Annotated in this window: 15 protein-coding genes; 6 read left to right on the top strand and 9 right to left on the bottom strand. The window is 69.8% G+C overall.

Going from position 1 to position 17,297, the window contains the following annotated elements; translation table 11 throughout:
- Positions 1 to 19 precede the first annotated feature (19 nt).
- Entirely contained in the window at positions 20 to 1,093 is a 1,074-nt protein-coding gene (locus QRN30_RS04220) for a spore photoproduct lyase family protein (RefSeq protein ID WP_042540356.1), read from the top strand.
- 15 nt (positions 1,094 to 1,108) lie between these two features.
- On the opposite strand, the gene QRN30_RS04215 is transcribed toward QRN30_RS04220, so the two are convergent.
- A complete protein-coding gene (locus QRN30_RS04215) occupies positions 1,109 to 2,209 on the bottom strand; it encodes an SDR family oxidoreductase (protein WP_042540354.1) in 1,101 nt (366 codons plus the stop codon).
- Between the two features lie 122 nt (positions 2,210 to 2,331).
- Between QRN30_RS04215 and QRN30_RS04210 the strand changes: the two genes are divergently transcribed.
- Both QRN30_RS04210 and QRN30_RS04205 read left to right on the top strand, forming a co-directional pair.
- Positions 2,332 to 2,925 carry a nucleotidyltransferase domain-containing protein gene (locus tag QRN30_RS04210; protein ID WP_052481899.1) on the top strand — a complete coding sequence of 198 codons (594 nt, stop codon included), beginning with the start codon at positions 2,332 to 2,334 and terminating at the stop codon, positions 2,923 to 2,925.
- An 11-nt stretch (positions 2,926 to 2,936) separates the two neighbouring features.
- On the top strand, positions 2,937 to 3,323 hold the full coding sequence (locus QRN30_RS04205) for a hypothetical protein (RefSeq protein ID WP_156463826.1): 387 nt from the start codon (positions 2,937 to 2,939) through the stop codon (positions 3,321 to 3,323).
- Between the two features lie 22 nt (positions 3,324 to 3,345).
- On the opposite strand, the gene QRN30_RS04200 is transcribed toward QRN30_RS04205, so the two are convergent.
- Entirely contained in the window at positions 3,346 to 3,744 is a 399-nt protein-coding gene (locus QRN30_RS04200; protein ID WP_017888385.1) for a DUF3253 domain-containing protein, read from the bottom strand.
- Positions 3,745 to 3,825: 81 nt separating this feature from the next.
- Here QRN30_RS04200 and QRN30_RS04195 point away from each other — a divergent pair, with 81 nt between their 5' ends.
- Positions 3,826 to 5,166 carry an alpha-amylase family glycosyl hydrolase gene (locus tag QRN30_RS04195; protein ID WP_284760532.1) on the top strand — a complete coding sequence of 447 codons (1,341 nt, stop codon included), beginning with the start codon at positions 3,826 to 3,828 and terminating at the stop codon, positions 5,164 to 5,166.
- A gap of 81 nt (positions 5,167 to 5,247) precedes the next feature.
- On the opposite strand, the gene mmsB is transcribed toward QRN30_RS04195, so the two are convergent.
- The 3 genes from mmsB to chvE form a co-directional block, all read right to left on the bottom strand.
- Entirely contained in the window at positions 5,248 to 6,429 is a 1,182-nt protein-coding gene (gene mmsB / locus QRN30_RS04190; protein WP_017888387.1) for a multiple monosaccharide ABC transporter permease, read from the bottom strand.
- Positions 6,416 to 7,969 (bottom strand): multiple monosaccharide ABC transporter ATP-binding protein, encoded by a 1,554-nt coding sequence (gene mmsA, locus QRN30_RS04185; protein ID WP_284760531.1) that lies wholly within the window; start codon positions 7,967 to 7,969, stop codon positions 6,416 to 6,418. The genes mmsB and mmsA overlap by 14 nt, the downstream gene beginning before the upstream one ends.
- 106 nt (positions 7,970 to 8,075) lie before the next feature.
- Positions 8,076 to 9,203 carry a multiple monosaccharide ABC transporter substrate-binding protein gene (gene chvE / locus QRN30_RS04180; protein ID WP_017888389.1) on the bottom strand — a complete coding sequence of 376 codons (1,128 nt, stop codon included), beginning with the start codon at positions 9,201 to 9,203 and terminating at the stop codon, positions 8,076 to 8,078.
- A 180-nt stretch (positions 9,204 to 9,383) separates the two neighbouring features.
- Here chvE and QRN30_RS04175 point away from each other — a divergent pair, with 180 nt between their 5' ends.
- A complete protein-coding gene (locus QRN30_RS04175; RefSeq protein WP_017888390.1) occupies positions 9,384 to 10,433 on the top strand; it encodes a LacI family DNA-binding transcriptional regulator in 1,050 nt (349 codons plus the stop codon).
- Positions 10,434 to 10,685: 252 nt separating this feature from the next.
- Here QRN30_RS04175 and QRN30_RS04170 read toward each other — a convergent pair whose 3' ends face one another.
- From QRN30_RS04170 to QRN30_RS04155, 4 genes are all read right to left on the bottom strand, one after another.
- The gene (locus QRN30_RS04170) at positions 10,686 to 11,639 is read right to left on the bottom strand and encodes a carbohydrate ABC transporter permease (RefSeq protein WP_284760530.1); all 954 of its coding nucleotides are present in this window, start codon (positions 11,637 to 11,639) and stop codon (positions 10,686 to 10,688) included.
- 4 nt (positions 11,640 to 11,643) lie between these two features.
- A complete protein-coding gene (locus QRN30_RS04165; RefSeq protein WP_159556005.1) occupies positions 11,644 to 12,612 on the bottom strand; it encodes a carbohydrate ABC transporter permease in 969 nt (322 codons plus the stop codon).
- Positions 12,613 to 12,689: 77 nt separating this feature from the next.
- Positions 12,690 to 14,006, bottom strand: a complete 1,317-nt coding sequence (locus QRN30_RS04160; protein WP_236559471.1) for an ABC transporter substrate-binding protein — start codon at positions 14,004 to 14,006, stop codon at positions 12,690 to 12,692.
- A complete protein-coding gene (locus QRN30_RS04155) occupies positions 14,003 to 16,012 on the bottom strand; it encodes a glycoside hydrolase family 127 protein (protein ID WP_214532206.1) in 2,010 nt (669 codons plus the stop codon). Before QRN30_RS04155 ends, QRN30_RS04160 begins: the two co-directional genes overlap by 4 nt.
- Positions 16,013 to 16,174: 162 nt before the next feature.
- Between QRN30_RS04155 and QRN30_RS04150 the strand changes: the two genes are divergently transcribed.
- On the top strand, positions 16,175 to 17,173 hold the full coding sequence (locus QRN30_RS04150; RefSeq protein WP_017888395.1) for a LacI family DNA-binding transcriptional regulator: 999 nt from the start codon (positions 16,175 to 16,177) through the stop codon (positions 17,171 to 17,173).
- Positions 17,174 to 17,297: the final 124 nt, after the last annotated feature.

Here is a 17,297-nt window from a genome sequence, read left to right as displayed (position 1 = left end):
GGTGGGTAGACAGGAGCCGATGAGCCACGAACGCGTCCGCCCGATGCTCGACGTCCGACGCATCTACGCCGAGCCGGCCGCCCTCGAACTCCAGCGCGGGCAGGAGATCGTCGGGCGCTGGCCGGACGCCGAGATCGTCCCGGTCGAGTCGCACTGGAACATCCCCGAGGTGCACGGCGACGAACGGAACGTCCAGCGCTGGGTGCGGATCAAGACCGAGGCGCTCGTGCTCGGCGTGAAGAAGTCGTTGGTGACCCGGCCGAATGGTCGCTCCGCCGACTTCATCGCACCGTCCACCGCGAACGGCTGCGCGATGGCGTGCGCCTACTGCTACGTGCCGCGGCGCAAGGGCTACAGCAACCCGGTCACCGTGTTCGCAAACATCGACGAGATCACCAAGCACGTGGCGCGGAACATCGCCAAGCAGGGGCCGAAGACCGAACCGAACCAGTGCGACCCGGAGTCCTGGGTCTACGACATCGGCGAGAACAGCGACTGCTCGGTCGACGCGATGATCAGCGACAACGTCCGCGACCTCTGTGACCTGTTCCGGATGACGCCGACGGCCAAGGCCTCGTTCGCCACGAAGTACGTCAACCGCGACCTGCTCGACTGGGACCCGATGGGCCGGACCCGGATCCGCTTCTCACTGATGCCGCACGAGACCGCGAAGGTCACCGACATCCGCACGAGCCCGATCGCCGAGCGCATCGCCGCGGTGAACGACTTCGTCGACGCCGGCTACGAGGTCCACCTGAACTTCTCGCCGGTCATCCTCACGCCGACGTGGGAGTCGGACTGGGCCGAGCTGCTCCGGCAGGTCGACGACGTGCTGTCCCCGGCCGCCAAGGCGCAGCTCGCGGCCGAGGTGATCTTCCTGACCCACAACCAGCCCCTGCACGAGGTCAACCTCGGGTGGCACCCCCAGGCCGAGGAGCTGCTGTGGCGTCCGGACCTGCAGGAGCAGAAGGTGTCCCAGAACGGTGCCGTGAACGTGCGCTACCGGTCCGGCATGAAGGGGCAGCTCGTCGAGCGCTTCCGCGAACTCGTGGCCGAGCACCTGCCGTCGTGCCGGATCCGGTACGCCTTCTGACCGGCCCCCGACCGATCAGGGGATGAGGCGGTCGGCCCGGTACCGGGCGAACAGGTCCGCGAAGGCCTGCTCGGTCCGCCGGAACGCCGTGAACCCGGCGTCGCGGCTCTTCCCCATGTCGGTGACGACCTCCATCGCACGACCGAGGTCGGCGTCGGTGTGCCACCACGAGGCGAGCCGGGTGATGTCGGCCTCGGCGAGACCGTGGCGCTCGGCGATGCCGGCCCACTCGGACTCGTACGGCGCCATCTGCTCCTCGAGCGGTCGCGGAGCGTCCTCGTAGCCCACGACGCGCGCGGGGTCGACACCGAGGTGCGCGGCCAGGCGCGGCCACATCCAGCGCCACCGGAAGACGTCACCGTTGACGATGTTGAACGACTCGTCGGCACCCTCGGGTGACGTCGAGGCCCACACCATGTGCTCCGCGAGGATGCCGGCGTCGGTCATGTCCGTCAGGCCGTTCCACTGTGCCTCGCTGCCCGGGAACACGAAGTCCAGGTCGAGTTCCTTCGCCAGCGTGGCCTGCACGGCGAGTGTGAGGCCCATGTTCATGGCGTTGCCGACCGCGTGCCCGATCACGGTGTGCGAGCGGTGCACGGACCAGGTGAACCCCTGGCGTTCGGCGGCTGCGAAGAGCTCGTCCTCTTGCGCGTAGTAGAAGTTCGGGGTGTCGAGGCGCGGTTCCTCCTCGTGGAAGGGGGTGTCGGGCATCTCGCCGGCGGCGTACGCCTCGAACGGGCCGAGGTAGTGCTTCAGGCCGGTGACCAGGGCGACGTGCTCGAGCGGAGCGTGCGACAGCGCCGCGAGCAGGTCGCGGACCATGCCACCGTTCACGCGGATGTTCTCCGCCTCGGTGTCCTGCCGCTGCCAGGCGGTGAAGAAGACGTGGGTCGGGTGCTCGTCGGCGAGTGCGGCCGCCAGGCTCTCGGGGTCGCGCAGGTCGGCCGCGACGGTCCGGACGCCCTGTTCAGCGAGCGGTCGGCGGGAGAGCGCCGTCACGTCCCAGCCGAGGTCGAGCAGGTGGCGCACCAGGGCGGAACCGGTGATGCCACTGGCTCCGACGACCAGGGCTTCGCGGCGGGCAGAGGTCTGTTCGGTCGATCCGGTTGCAGTCATCCTTCGATGCAACCGACGTTGGACGACACGTGTTCCCTCCTCACGTACCGTCGCGCGCTGAGTGTGCACAAAAACGCCCCATGTGTACCGCTGATCGGTACAATTCTTGCGGAGGCATCGACATGCAACTCGTGAAACCACTCGCCACACTGCTGGGGGCCACGCAGGCTGACGCGCTCCGCGTCCTCGCCCGGACCGATTCCGGCATGACCGGACGCCAGGTGGCGCGGGTCGCGGGCGCTGCGCAGCACACCGGCATCAAACGCGCGCTCGACAAGCTCGAGGCAGCAGGGCTCGTGCAGGTCGAGCGTGGTCTCCAGCACTCCGCCTACCGGGTCAACCGGGAACACCTGCTCTGGCCAGCGGTGGAACTCGGCCTCGAAGCAGGCGACGAACTCGAACGTCGGATCGGCGCCTACGTCGAGTCGGCGGAGGCCGGGGTCCTCTCGGTCTCGATCTTCGGGTCAGTCGCCCGGGGCACCGCGACGCCGGCGTCCGACCTGGACCTCCTCGTCGTCTTCGAGCAGACCGTCGACACCGACGTCGTCGTCCGCCTCGGTGACCTCGTCCGGCGGTGGACCGGCAACGAGTGCCAGGTGTTCGACGTGACCCGCGCTGATCTCCGTCGGTTCGTGGCCGAGGGAGACCCGCTCGTCGGGTCGTGGCGAGAAGAAGCCCGAACAGTCTTCGGCGAGGAGATCAGGACGTACATCTGATGGGCGCCCGCGTGCGCGCCGTCGACAGGGCCGCAGTCGCGATGCGCCGAGACGAAGCGCAGTCCTACCTCGAGGTCGCGCTCCTCTACGTCGAGTCGACGAGTCACGCGGACTGGAAGGCCGCCGGTGCGAACGCTGTGCTCGGCGGGATCGCGGCGTCGGACGCTCTTTGCGGTGCGATCCTCGGCTACCACCACCTCGGTGACGACCACGCTGCCGCTCGTCGGCTGCTCGACCAGGCCTGCGCACCGGACACGCGACCCGGCCTGCACTTCAAGCGTCTGACCGATGAGAAGACGAACTTCCAGTACTCGACGTCGCGCGTGACCCAGGAGAAGACACGGGCGCTGGTGACCGCGCTCGAACGGCTCATCCGCACGGTTCACGAGCGCACCTGAAACAGGCGCGCCGCGACCCGGATCACCGCGGACGGCGGATGCGGATCGGACCCTTGGCGGTCGACGGGTCGACGACGGACCCGCCCTGGGTGATCTCGACCTCGCCGCGCGCGACCATGCGCCGGGCGGCTCGCCGTGCCGGCTCCATCAGCGGTCGCCAGTCGTCCGGGTCCAGCGAGCGTGCGACCTCGGACGGACAGATGCTCGAGGTCCGTGCCCGGGCTGCGAGCAGTTCGTCGATGCGCTGCTCGAGGGCCCGATCGGTGTCGTCGAGACCGTGCCGGCGACAGGCGCCCGAGCACCACTTCGCCTCCGGTGCCGCCGAGGACGGCATCCGCCGACCACACGAGGCGCAGGTCCGCTCGGCGTGTGCCGACTCCGACGCCGACGCATCGGCTTCCGTCCTGATCGCCCGTCCCATCACCCCATCCTCGTCCTGCCGTCCGCGGGGGTACACAGCGACCACGCACCCGGCCCAGGTGCACCTGGCAGCATCGGAGCGGTGAACCCCGACACCGCCCCCACCCGTCCGTCCGACCCCGCCTGGGTCCAGCACGTGATGTGGTGGCACGTCTACCCGCTCGGCTTCGTCGGCGCCGAGGTCCGCCCTGCGTCACCGGTGGGGGAGCGTCCGCTCGAACACCGCCTCGACGGCCTGACCGGGTGGCTCGACCACGTCGTCGACCTCGGTCTGAACGGCCTGTTGCTCGGCCCGGTGTTCGCGAGCTCGACCCACGGGTACGACACGGTCGACCACTTCCGGATCGACCCGCGCCTGGGCGACGACGCCGACTTCGACCGTCTGGTCACCGCGGCGCACGAGCGTGGCGTGCGGGTCCTGCTGGACGGGGTGTTCAACCACGTCGGCCGCGAGCACCCGGCCTTCACCGCGTTGTCGGAACAGGGCCCCGAGGCACCGACCGCCGACCTGTTCGCCATCGACTGGTCCGGCTGGCAGCCGGGACAGCCCGTGCCCGTCGGGCTGTTCGAGGGGCACGACATCCTCGTCGCGCTCGACCACGACAGCCGCGTCACCGAGGACCTCGTGGTGCAGGTCATGACGCACTGGCTGGAGCGGGGGATCGACGGCTGGCGGCTCGACGCGGCGTACGCGGTGCCGCCGACGTTCTGGGCGCGGGTGCTGCCACGGGTGCGGGAACGGTTCCCGGACGCCTGGTTCAGCGGTGAGGTCATCCACGGCGACGCGGCGGCGATCGCACGCGACTCGACGATGGACTCGCTCACCCAGTACGAGCTGTGGCAGGGGATCTGGCACGGCATCGCGGACCGCAACGGCCACGAGCTCGCGCACGCGATCGAGCGGCACGACGCCCTGCTCGCCACCTTCGCCCCGACCACGTTCGTCGGCAACCACGACGTGACCCGGATCGCGAGCGCGGTGGGGGAGCGGTTCGCCGGGCACGCCGCCGCCGTGCTGTTCACGGTCGCGGGGACGCCGGTGGTCTACGCCGGTGACGAGTACGGCTGGACCGGTGTGAAGGAGGAACGCGAGGGCGGCGACGATGCTGTCCGCCCGGAGTTCCCGGCCGAGGTGCCCGCGCCGACGGACCTGACGCACGCGTACGAGGCGCTCATCGCCCTGCGTCGCCGGAACCCGTGGCTGCACCGCGCACACACCGACGTCGTGCACCTGACCAACACCGCCGTGGTGCTGCGGACCGCGACGGCGGACGCCGCCGTGGTGACCGCCCTGAACCTGGCGGACGACCCCGTCGAGGTGCCCGTGGCCGACGCGACGCAGGTCGAGGCGGGCGGGGCCGATCTCGGGGACGGGACCCTGCGCCTCCCGGCCGGGGGGTGGGCCGTCCTGTCGCGTTCGTGAGCAGAAACGGTCGGGTCCCCATCGAGGACCCGACCGTTTCTGCGCACCGAGCGAACGCGAGCGAACGCGAACGCGCGCTCCCTACTTGCGGGCGGACGCCGCCCGGCGCTTGTTGAACACGTCGAACGCGACGGCGGCGAGCAGCACCAGACCCTTGATCAGGGACTGGAACTCGGTGCCGACACCGAGGATCGACATGCCGTTGTTCAGCAGGCCGATGATGAGACCGCCGACGATGGCGCCCGGCACGGTGCCGATGCCGCCGGTGACCGCAGCGCCACCGATGAACACGGCGGCGATGGCGTCGAGCTCGAAGCCGTTGCCGGCGCCCGGAGCCGCCAGGTTGAGCTGGCCGGTGAAGACCACGCCCGCCAGGGCCGAGATGACACCCATGTTGACGAAGAGCAGGAACGTGACCCGCTTCGTCTTCACACCCGACAGCTGCGCGGCCAGCGCGTTGCCACCGATCGCGTAGATGTGGCGGCCGAACACGGCGCTCCGCATGACGACCGAGTAGATCACCACGAGCGCACCGAGCACGACGAGCACGATCGGGGTGCCGTTGTAGCTGGCGAGCAGGAGCGCCACGTAGATCACGAGCACGGCGCCGAAGGCCGTCTTCACGATGAACCAGGCGAACGGCTCGCTCTCGAGCTGGTACTTGCGACGCGTGATGCGACCGCGGAACGCTGCGATCACCATGACGGCCGCGGCGGCGAAGCCGAGGATCATCGTGAGCGGCTCGTACCCGGTGGTGCCGAAGGACGGCAGGAAGCCGGAGCCGAGCGAGCGGAAGCCGGTCGGGAACGGCGAGATCTGCTGGTTCTGCAGGACTATCTGGGCCGCGCCGCGGAAGGCGAGCATGCCCGCCAGCGTCACGATGAACGCCGGGATCCCGAAGTAGGCGATCCAGAAGCCCTGCCAGGCACCGACGAGGGCACCGACGACCAGGCAGAGCACGACCGCGATGGGCCACGGGATGTTCCACTGCGTGATCATCACGCCGGCCATGGCACCGGTGAAGGCGACCACCGAACCGACCGACAGGTCGATGTGCCCGGCGATGATGACCATCACCATGCCGATGGCCAGGATGAGGATGTAGCTGTTCTGGACGATCAGGTTCGAGACGTTGATCGGGGCCAGCGTGATGCCGTTCGTGGTCACCTGGAAGAAGATGACGATGACGATCAGCGCGATGAACAGGCCGATCTGTCGGAGCTGCCCGGTGAGGTAGCCGACGGCGGACTTAAGCGCGTTCATTGACAGGGGTCTCCCGTTCCTGGGTCATGTACTGCATGAGGACCTCGGGCGTCGCCTCGGAGCGCGGGACGTCGGCCGTGATGGTGCCCTCGGAGAGCGTGTAGATGCGGTCGCAGATGCCGAGCAGTTCGGGGAGCTCGGAGGAGATCACGATGACCGCCTTCCCCTGGTCGGCGAGCTGGTTGATGATCGTGTAGATCTCGTACTTCGCGCCGACGTCGATGCCGCGGGTGGGCTCGTCGAGGATGAGCACGTCGGGGTCGGCGTACATCCACTTCGACAGGACGACCTTCTGCTGGTTCCCGCCGGAGAGCTTCCCCGTCACGACGTCGACGTTCGGCGCCTTGATGTTGAGGCTCTTGAGGAACTGGCTCGCGACCGTGGTCTCCTCCGAGGAGTTCACGAACCCCCAGTTCGCGAGCTTGCCGAGCGCCGACCCGGAGATGTTCCGCTTGATGTCGTCGATCAGGTTCAGGCCGTAGCGCTTGCGGTCCTCGGTGACGTAGGCGATGCCGTTGTCGATCGCCTGCGAGACGGTGTGCGTCTTGATCGGCGTGCCGCGCTTGCAGACGGTGCCGCTGATGCCGGTGCCGTACGACTGGCCGAAGACGCTCATCGCGAGTTCGGTGCGGCCGGCACCCATCAGCCCGGCGATGCCGACGACCTCGCCGGCCCGGACGTTCAGGTTGGCCCGGTGGATGATCTCGCGCGACGAGTCGAGCTGGTGGTGGACGGTCCAGTCCTCGATGCGCAGCAGTTCCTCGCCGATGACGGGGTGCTCGCGCTCGGGGTACCGGTTCGACAGGTCGCGGCCGACCATCCCGCGGATGATGCGGTCCTCGGACACATCGTCGGCGCGCATGTCGAGCGTCTCGATGGTCTTGCCGTCACGGATGATCGTGACCTTGTCCGCGATCGCCTTGATCTCGTTGAGCTTGTGGCTGATGATGATCGCCGTCATGCCCTCGGCCTGCAGCGAGCGGATGAGCTCGAGCAGGTGCGCGGAGTCGTCGTCGTTCAGCGCGGCGGTGGGCTCGTCGAGGATGAGGAGCTTCACCTCCTTCGAGAGCGCCTTCGCGATCTCGACGAGCTGCTGCTTGCCGACACCGAGGTCGACGACCTTGGTGACGGGGTTGTCCTTCAGCCCGACGCGCCCCAGCAGCTCGGCTGCCGTCAGGTTCGTCTTGTTCCAGTCGATGAAGCCGCCCTTGGACTGCTCGTTGCCGAGGAAGATGTTCTCGGCGATCGACAGGAAGGGGCTGAGGGCCAGCTCCTGGTGGATGATGACGACGCCGGCGGCCTCGGAGTCGTTGATGTTGGCGAACCGCACGGGTTCGCCGTCGAGCAGGATCTCGCCGTCGAAGGAGCCGGCCGGGTAGACCCCCGACAGCACCTTCATCAGGGTCGACTTGCCTGCGCCGTTCTCGCCGCAGATCGCGTGGACCTGGCCGCGCTCGACCTCGATCGTGACCCCCTGCAGGGCCTTGACGCCGGGGAACGTCTTGGTGATGTCCCGCATCTCGAGGATGGTGTCCGCCATGTGGACGCCTTTCCGTCGTGCGCGCGCGTGCGCGCGCTGGTGGAGACGGACTGGAGGCGCGGTGCGCAGCTGGCACCGCGCCTCCGGTCCGAGAGATGGGCCCTGACTACTTCAGGTCGGCTTCGGTGTAGTACCCCGAGTCGACGAGGACTTCCTTGTAGTTGTCCTTCGTGACGACCGTCGGCTGGAACAGGAAGGTCGGGACGACCTTGACCTTGTTGTCGTAGCTCTTGGTGTCGTTGACCTCGGGCTTCTTGCCGGTGAGCAGGTCCTCGGCCATGGTGACCGACTGCTTGGCGAGCTTGCGCGTGTCCTTGTAGATGGTCGAGTACTGCTGCCCGGCGATGATCGACTTGACCGAGGCGGCCTCGGCGTCCTGGCCCGTGACGGTCGGGAGCGGACGGTCGCTCGTGCCGTACCCGGCACCCTGCAGTGCCGAGATGATGCCGATCGAGATGCCGTCGTACGGGGAGAGCACGCCGTCGAGCGTGGTGCCGCCCGAGTAGGACTTGGCGACCAGGTTCTGCATGCGGGCCTTGGCCGTGGCCGGGTCCCACTGCTGCGTCGCGGCCTGGGACAGCTTGTCCTGGCCGGACTGGATCTTCAGCGTGCCGTCCTCGAGGTACGGCTTGAGCGTCTTCATGGCGCCGTTGAAGAAGAACCCGGCGTTGTTGTCGTCGAGCGAGCCGGCGAAGACCTCGATGTTGAAGGGGCCCTTCTCGCCGGTCTTCTTGCCGTCCGCGTCGAGCACACCCAGGCCGGTGAGCAGGCTGTTCGCCTGGTCGACGCCGACCTTCTCGTTGTCGAAGGACACGTAGTAGTCGACGTTCTTGTTGCCCGTGAGCAGGCGGTCGTACGAGATCACCTTGATGCCGGCCTTGGCGGCGGCGTCGAGCTGGTCGGAGAGCGCGCCACCGTCGATCGAGGCGATGATCAGGACCTTCGCGCCCTTGGTGATCATGTTGCTGACCTGCTGGGCCTGCTGCTGGACCTTGTTGTCGCCGTACTCGAGGTCGACCTTGTAGCCGGCCTTCTCGAGGTCGCTCTTGACGGCGTTGCCGTCCTTGATCCACCGCTCGGAGACCTTGGTGGGCATGGCGACGCCGACGAGGGCGCCCTTGTTGTCGCCGCTGCCGCCACCATCGGTGGATGCACGGCCGCCGGCCGAGCAAGCGGCCAGCGAGATCGCGATGCCGACGGCTGCGACGCCCGCGATGATCCTGCGCTTCATCATCGAAGTACCTCTGTTCCTTCGCGTCGTCCTCGACGCGGTCGGGTGCCGGGGCTGCTGTGCCCCGCGGGATGCGCTCGTGTGAGCGCTCACATCTTGTGGGTTCCGTGACGGGGTGTCAACTCAGCGTCGCCGTTTCGTGATCTTGCCGCGGTGGCCGGACCGAGCGGTACGGTTGGCCACGTGAGCACCAGGACCGCCCCCGAGGGCACGGGCGGCAAGCGCCGGAAGGCCCCGACGATCTTCGACGTCGCCGAACGCGCGGGCGTGTCCCACCAGACCGTCTCGCGTGTCATCAACGGTGACCCGACCGTCCGCGAGCAGTACCGGACGCAGGTCACCGACGCCGTCACCGCGCTCGGGTACCGGCCCCGCGCCGCCGCCCGGGCACTCGCCGGCGGGCGGAGCAAGGCGCTCGGCATCATCACCGCCGGCGACGCGCTGTACGGACCGTCGAGCACCTCGATCGGCTTCGAACGGGCCGCGCGGTCCGCCGGGTACCACGTGCTGCTGTCCACCCTGCCCGAGGAACCGACGCCGTCCGACCTGTCCGGCGCGCTCACCACGCTGCTCGCGCAGGACGTCGCCGCGATCGTGCTCGTCGCCGCCGACAACCGGGTGCTCGACGCCCTCGCCTCGCTCACCGTGCCGGTCACGGTGCCCGTCGTGGTGTCGAACGCGGTGCAGCGCGACGCCGTCCGGAACCCGGTCGCGCCGAGCGTCGCCGCGGTCGCGATCGACCAGGCCGCCGGCACCTCGCTCGTGATGCAGCACCTGTTCGACCGCGGACACCGCCGGATCGTGCACATCGCCGGACCGCACGTGTCGCAGGAGTCCGAGGTCCGCCGTGCCACCTACGTGCGGATCATGCAGGACGCCGGGCTCGAACCCGTCGTGCTCGAGGGCGACTGGACCCCGGCGAGCGGCTTCGCAGCTGCCCGGCACATCGACGTGGGGACGGTCGACGCGGTCTTCGCGGGCAACGACCAGATGGCGCTCGGGGTGCTGCACGCCTTCGCCGACGAGGGGCTGCGGGTGCCCGACGACATCGCGGTCGTGGGCTTCGACGACGTCCCCGAGGCCGCGCACTTCACGCCGCCGCTGACCACCGTGCGACAGGACTTCCGGGCGATGGGGGAGCGGGTGCTCGACACCGTGCGGGCCCTGGTCGAGGGGGAGCCCCGCGACGAGACGCTGCTCGCGCCCGAGCTGGTGGTGCGGCGCAGCACGTAGCGCCCCGTCGCACCGTGCGGCGGTATGCGGGTGGTGCGAGGTTCTTCCGTGCGCCGGCCCGCGGCGCACGGTGCAGCGTCGTGCGGCCGGTGCGAGGTTGATCGCTCGGTGCGGCGCTACAGTCCCGCACCGAGCGATCAACCCCGCACCGGTTGAGGGGCCGCGCACGGTGCGAAGCCGCGCACGACCCCGCACCGACCGAGGGGCCGCGCACGGTGCGACACCGCGCACGACCCCGAGCTGACCCGACCGTCAGCCCTTCAACGCCCCGGACGACAGCCCGGCGACGTAGAACCGTTGCAACCCGACGTACAGCGCGATGCACGGGATCATCGCCACCACCGACCCGGCGACGAGGTTGCCGTAGGACACCTGCCCGTACGCCCCGGTCTGCAGGTTGAGCAGCGCGACCGGCAGCGTGTACAGCGAGTCCTTCGTCAGGAACGTCAGGGCTCCGAGGAACTCCGTCCACGACGCCAGGAACGCGTAGAGCGCCGCGGTCGCCGCCCCGGGCAGGAGCAGCGGGCGGAGCACCGACACGACGACCCGGAAGCGCGAGGCCCCGTCGACGAACGCCGAGTCCTCGAGCTCGGTGGGGATCGACTCGAACGCGTTCCGCATCACGAACACCCCGAACGGCAGGTTCACCGTCGTGTAGAACAGCACGAGCCCGAGCAGCGAGTTCGTCAGCCCCATCGCGTTCATCTCGAGGTACAGCGGCGTGAGGATGGCCTGGAACGGCACCATCATCGTCAGCAGCACCAGGCCGAACACGACGCCGGATCCCCGGAACCGGAAGCGGGCGAAGCCGTAGCCGGCCATCGTCGCGATGACCGCGGTCAGCACCGCCGTGGCGATCGACACGATGAGCGAGTTCACGACGCCGGTGAGCAGGTGCGACGACGAGGCGAACACGGCGGCGAAGTTCTGCCACCCGAGCTGGAAGAACGTCGCCGGGTCCGGGGCCTGCGTGATGACGGCCTCGGACTGGAACGCCCGCAGGATCGACCAGATGAGCGGGAGACCGAACACGAGCGCGGAACCGATGCCGGCGATCGCGTACAGGGTGCGCTTCACGGTGGTGTCGCGCGGGTGCTGGACGCTGCCCTGCTGGTGGCGCCGACGTCGGCCGTCGCCCGTGGTGGTCAGGGTCCTGGTGGACAGGTCCGGCGCCGAGAGGGCCGCACGGGAGGTCGTGGTGCTCATGGCGTCAGTCCTTCTCTCGCAGTGCCCAGAACTGGAACACCGTCACGGCGGCGATCACCACGACGAGGGCGATCGACTGGGCGGTCGCGGCCCCGAGCTGCAGGTTCACGAACCCGCGGTTGTAGATCGCGTTCACGATGGTGGTGGTCTCGGTGCCCGGCCCGCCCTGGGTCAGGATGTAGAACTGGTTGAAGGCCAGCAGCGACCCGATCACCGAGATGATGACGCTCAGCGCGACGGTGGAGCGGATCATCGGGAACGTGATGAGGCGTTCGGTCTGCCACCAGGACGCCCCTTCGAGCTGCGCGGACTCGTAGACCTCGTCGGGGACGCCCTGCATCGCCGACATGAGCAGCACCATCGTCAAGCCCGACACCGCCCAGACCACGAGCACGCAGATGAGCACCGTCGCCAGCGTGCCGTTCACGAGCCACGCGGTGCTGCCGTCGGTGATCCCGAGCCAGCGGAGCACCATGTTGACGGCGCCGGAGTTCGGTTGCGCCTCGAGCACGAGCATGAACGAGAGCGTCGTCAGCCCGACCACGTACGGCAGGAAGAACACCGTCCGCAGGATCGTGCTGCCGCGGCGGCGGGCCCGGACGAGCACGGCCAAGAAGTACCCGAGCGCCAGGATCGGCAGGGTCACGATCGCCGTGTACAGCAGCGTGTAGCCGATCGCGTGCACGAACGTCGGGTCCTGGAACAGCGTCAGGTAGTTCTGCAGCCCGATGAACCGGTACGGGCCGATCAGGGGCCAGTTCGTGAACGAGATGTAGAGCGCGAACACGAGCGGGACGAGCACGAAGACGGCGACGAACAGGATCGCCGGGGCGACGAGGACGGCGCCGGTGCGCGGCGGGTGGGTGAGCGAGTTGCGGGTCCGGGCGGAGCCGCCGCGCCCCGGGCCGCGGCCCACGGTGGGACGGCCCGGGCCGGTCCGGCCGGCGGGACGCCGGGTGGAGATGGTCGACATGCGTGCACCTCTCTGTGCATCAACAAGAGCGAGACGAGCCAGAGCCCGAGACGAGCGGGACGAGCGAGCAGGCAGACTCAGGCCTGCACCTGGTCGAGGATCCGCTGGTAGTCGGACTGCGCCGTCCGCATGGCGGCAGCGCTCCCCGACCCGAACACGGCCTCGCGGAACATCGCGAAGTACGGCGACGACGGCTGGTTGTTGAGCAGGTTGTACGCCAGCGTCTGCGGCGCGTAGCCCTTCTCGATGGCGTCGAGCGGGCCGTACGCCAGCGGGAACCGCTTGCGGTACTCCGGGGTGGCGGCGTCGGACCGCGTCGGGAAGTACCCGCCGTCCGGCAGTGCCTGCTGCTGTTGGAGCGCGTTCGCGTACTGCATGAACGCCCATCCACCGGACGGGTTCGCCGCCCCGTTCGGGATGCACATGTTGTCGCCGCCGTCGAAGAACGACCGCTGGCCGTCCCACGACGGGATGAGCACCGTCTGCATCTTCGCCCGCATCGCCTTGGTGGCCGCGGGCACGGTCGCCCCGTACGAGGTCGGGAAGATCCCCACCTTGCCGGCCCGGAAGTCGGCACCCCACGTGGTACCGGCGTCGGAGTACGTCGCCTTCGACAGCACGCCGTCCTTCCACAGTTGCCGGTAGAACTCGAGCATGCGTTCGAGGGCCTCGTTGCCGGTGATGTTCGGCCGCTGGGAGCCGACCTCGCCGGTCATCATGTCGACGCCGGTCGCCCAGACGTGCGGCTGCGTGACGAAGCCGATGATGCCGGCGGCGTTGCCGGAGATCGACCAGCCGTACACGTCGTCGTCGAGCTTCCGGATGGCCTTCGCCGCGTCGAGCAGCGTCGACAGGTCCCTCGTCGACTCCTCGACGTCGAGCCCGGCACGCTCGAACAGCTCGGTGTTGACGAACAGCTGCGAGTTGTCCGCCAGGTACGGCAGCCCGTAGTACCGGTCGCGGTACTCGAGCAGGCGCAGGTGCCCCGGCGAGATCGCATCGAAGTAGTCCAGGCTCTTGACGACGTCGGTCAGGTCGGCGAACGCCTCGCGGAAGATGAACAGCTGCGAGTTGATGTCGTCGATGTCCACGACGTCCGGCGGCTCACCGCCGCGGATCGCGGTCGCCAGCTTGGTCACGTACTGCGCGTCCGGCACCGGGGTCAGCTGGACCTGCAGCTCCGGGTTCGCCTTGTTGAACCCGGCGACGGCCGATGTCAGGCCGGCCTGGGTCGCCGACCGGCACCACACCTGCACCGTGCCGGTCGCGTTCTTCCCGAAGCTCGCGGGCTTCGCGACGACCTTCGGCAGGGTGCCGGAGCACCCGGCCAGGGCGAGGGCCGCCCCGCCGGCGACGCCGCCGACGAGGAACGCACGGCGGTCCACGCCGGTCACCGCGCCAGCGGGAGCCAGACGCGCATCGGCGCGGCTCCCCGGTTCGCCCACGCGTAGTACGGGACCGCGGTGGCGGTGACGTCGTGGACGTCGCGACCGGCCTGGAGGCCCGTGGTGGCGCCCTGCAGACCGGCCACGTCGTCGACGTTGGTCGCGTCGCGGGCTGTGGTCGCGCCTCCCGGCCCGTCCAGACGCTGGTACGGCCAGGCCGGCTGCACGTGCTCGGCCGGGGCGTGCCCCGGGATCCGCAGCGTGACGACGCCGTCGAGCAGGTCGTCGCGGTGTTCCTCGGTGATCGGCGCGTCGGCGTCGACCGTCAGGTCGTCGACCGTGAAGCCCTGCTGGTCCGCCTGCTCGACCGCGTACACGAGCGGGCCGCGCTCGATCGCGACCTGCCCGCGGGCGGCGTCGATGCGGGCGTCGGCGACGTACCGGTGCGGCGTCGTGTCGAAGACGAGCTCGACGGTGTCGCCCGCCGACCACTCGCGGTCGACGACGTGCAGCGTGCCCGCCGTGGGGTTCGCGGACCCGTCCGGACCCGTGACGGTCGTGGTGTCCGACCAGGCCGGGATCCGCAGGCCCAGGGCGAGCGGGCCGTCCTCGGTGACCGTGACACGGACGCGGCCGTCGTGCGGGGAGTCGGTGTCGACGCGCACCGGACCGAGGTCCGCGGTGGCGTACTGGTGGATCTGCAACCCGCCGTCCGTCGCGGTCGCCAGGTAGCCGTCGAGGCTCGCGAAGGTCCGCATGATGTTCGGCGGGCAGCAGGCGCAGTCGAACCAGCCGCGACGCCCGTGGGCGGGGGAGCGGTTCTCGTCCTGGTGGGCGTGGTCGCGCTGCTGCAGCGGGTTCACGTAGAAGTACTCGGTGCCGGCCAGGCTCACCCCGGCGAGGAACGCGTTGTAGAGCAGGCGCTCGATCGCGTCGGCGTACACGGGCTTGCCGGTCGCGAGCAGCAGGCGCCAGGCCCACTGCACCCCGCCGATCGCCGCACAGGTCTCGGCGTAGCCGCGGTCGGTCGGCAGCTCGTACGGGTCGCCGAACGCCTCCCAGTCCCAGCGAGCCCCGAGGCCGCCGGTGATGAACGCCTTCGTCGCCATCATGTCCGCGAACTGCGTCTCGCTCGCGGTGAGGAGCTCGGTGTCCCCGGTCTCGATCGCGACGTCCACGGCACCCGCGGCCAGGTACACGGCGCGGACCGCGTGGCCCTCCACCGTCGTGGCTTCGCGGCTCGGCACCCGGTCGGAGAAGTACGTCGGCTCGCCGCCGGCGCGCTCGATGATCCCGTGGCCCCGGGCATCGACGAACCAGTGCGCCAGGTCGAGGTAGGCGCGGTCGCCGGTCTCGCGGTACAGCTCGACCAGGCCCATCTCGACGACGGGGTGGCCGTCGACGTCGCGGGTCTTCGGCGTGCCGTCCGGGGCGGTGCCGTCGCCGAACGTGCGGACCAGGTGGTCGGCGTTCTTGATCGCGACGTCGAGCAGCCCGGTGTCGCCCGTCGCACGGTGCTGGGCCACGGCCGCCTGGTACAGGTGCCCGGCGCAGTACATCTCGTGGCTCCACTTGAGGTCCGTGTACCGCTCGCCCTTGCCGCGGACCTGCTGCACGGAGTCCAGGTAGCCGTCCTCGGCCTGGGCTCGGGCGTACAGCGCGGTGACCTCGCGCTGCAGGTCGAGCAGGTCCTCGGCGGGGGCACGGCCGTACTCCCACGCCACGGCCTCGAGCCACTTCGTCACGTCGGAGTCCATGAAGATCGGGCCGACGGCCTCGCCCTCCTCGAGCCCCGCGGCGATGCGCAGGTTCCGGAAGTTGCCGGCCGTCTCGAGCTGCTGGTAGCCGCTCCGCACGGCGTCACGGCCGTTGCGCTCCTGTCGGAGCGCCCAGAAGCCGCCCGTGATCCGGGCGTCGCCGGTCGGCAGCGGCCGGAGCGTGAGGTGCGCGTCGGCGGTCGGGAGGACCGGGGTCGCGGTGTGCGCGCCGCGATCGGTCGCGAGCGTGGTGGTCATGTCGCCTCCTTGCGATGTGACTCGGGCCGTCCGGGTCGTCATCGATCCGGAAAACGGTTTCTGCGGTGGACGCTACGACACGGGGCGCACGTCGCGCAAGAGCATTCCGGTGCTTTTGTGTAAGGTCATCGGCACGTCCTGGTCATCGGAAAGGTGGTTGCCGTGACGCTCGAACGCACCGGACAGCCGATCCGGATCACCGACGTGGCGGCGCTCGCCGGAGTGTCGATCGGCACCGCGTCGAAGGCGCTGAACGGCACCGGACAGCTGCGGGACGCCACCCGGCTGCGGGTGAAGGAAGCAGCCGAGAAGCTCGGGTTCGTCGGCGACGCCCGTGCCCGTGCGCTGTCCTCGGGGCGGACCTACACCGTCGGCATGATCACCACCGACTCGTTCGGCCGGTTCTCGATCCCGGTGCTGCTCGGTGCCGAGGACGCCCTGTCCGCCGGGCGTATGGCCGTGCTGCTCTGCGACACCCGCGACGACCACGTGCGCGAGGCCCACTACCTGCGCTCCCTGGCGGCCCGCGGTGTCGACGGCATCATCGTGACCGGCCGCTCCGCCGACGCCCGGCCCCCGATCGACGCGTCCATCCCCGTCGTGTACGCCTTCTCGCCCTCGACCGACGACAGCGACGTGTCGGTCACGCTCGACGACGCCGCCGGTTCGGCACTCGTCGCCTCGCACGTGCACTCGCTCGGGAGGCAGCGGGTCGCGATCGTGACGGGGCCGGCGCGGCACCGGTCGGCAGCGCGTCGCGTCGCCGGTGCCACGTCGGTGCTCGGGTCGCACCTGGTCACCGAGCCGCTGTACGGCGAGTGGTCGGAGCGCTGGGGGCGGCAGGCCGTGGACGTGCTGGCCCGGCAATCGCCCGACGTCGACGCGATCGTCTGTGGCAGCGACCAGATCGCCCGGGGCGTGTGCGACCGGCTGCGGGAGCTCGGGCGCTCGGTGCCGGGAGACGTCGCGGTCACGGGCTTCGATGACTGGGACGTGATGGCGCTCGCCTCGAGGCCGCCGCTGACCACGGTCGACCTGCGGCTCGAGGAGCTCGGACGCGTCGCGGGGCAGGCGCTCCTCGCCCTGATCGACGGCGGGACCGCGGCGTCGGCGGCCGTGACGCCGTCGCTCGTCATCCGCGAGAGCACGGTCGGGGCCTAGGTCGGTCACGACACCCCGTCCGCCGTGGTCGAGTGGTCACGAACCGTCGCTCTGTGCGCCTCCAGCCGACCGTTCGTGACCGCGGGGCGGGGAGGCAACGGGGTGTCGTGACCGTCCCGGGCGC

Source organism: Curtobacterium sp. MEB011, from assembly GCF_030209655.1.
GTDB classification, from domain to species: Bacteria; Actinomycetota; Actinomycetes; order Actinomycetales; family Microbacteriaceae; genus Curtobacterium; species Curtobacterium poinsettiae.
This window is presented reverse-complemented; position numbering and strand designations above follow the sequence as displayed.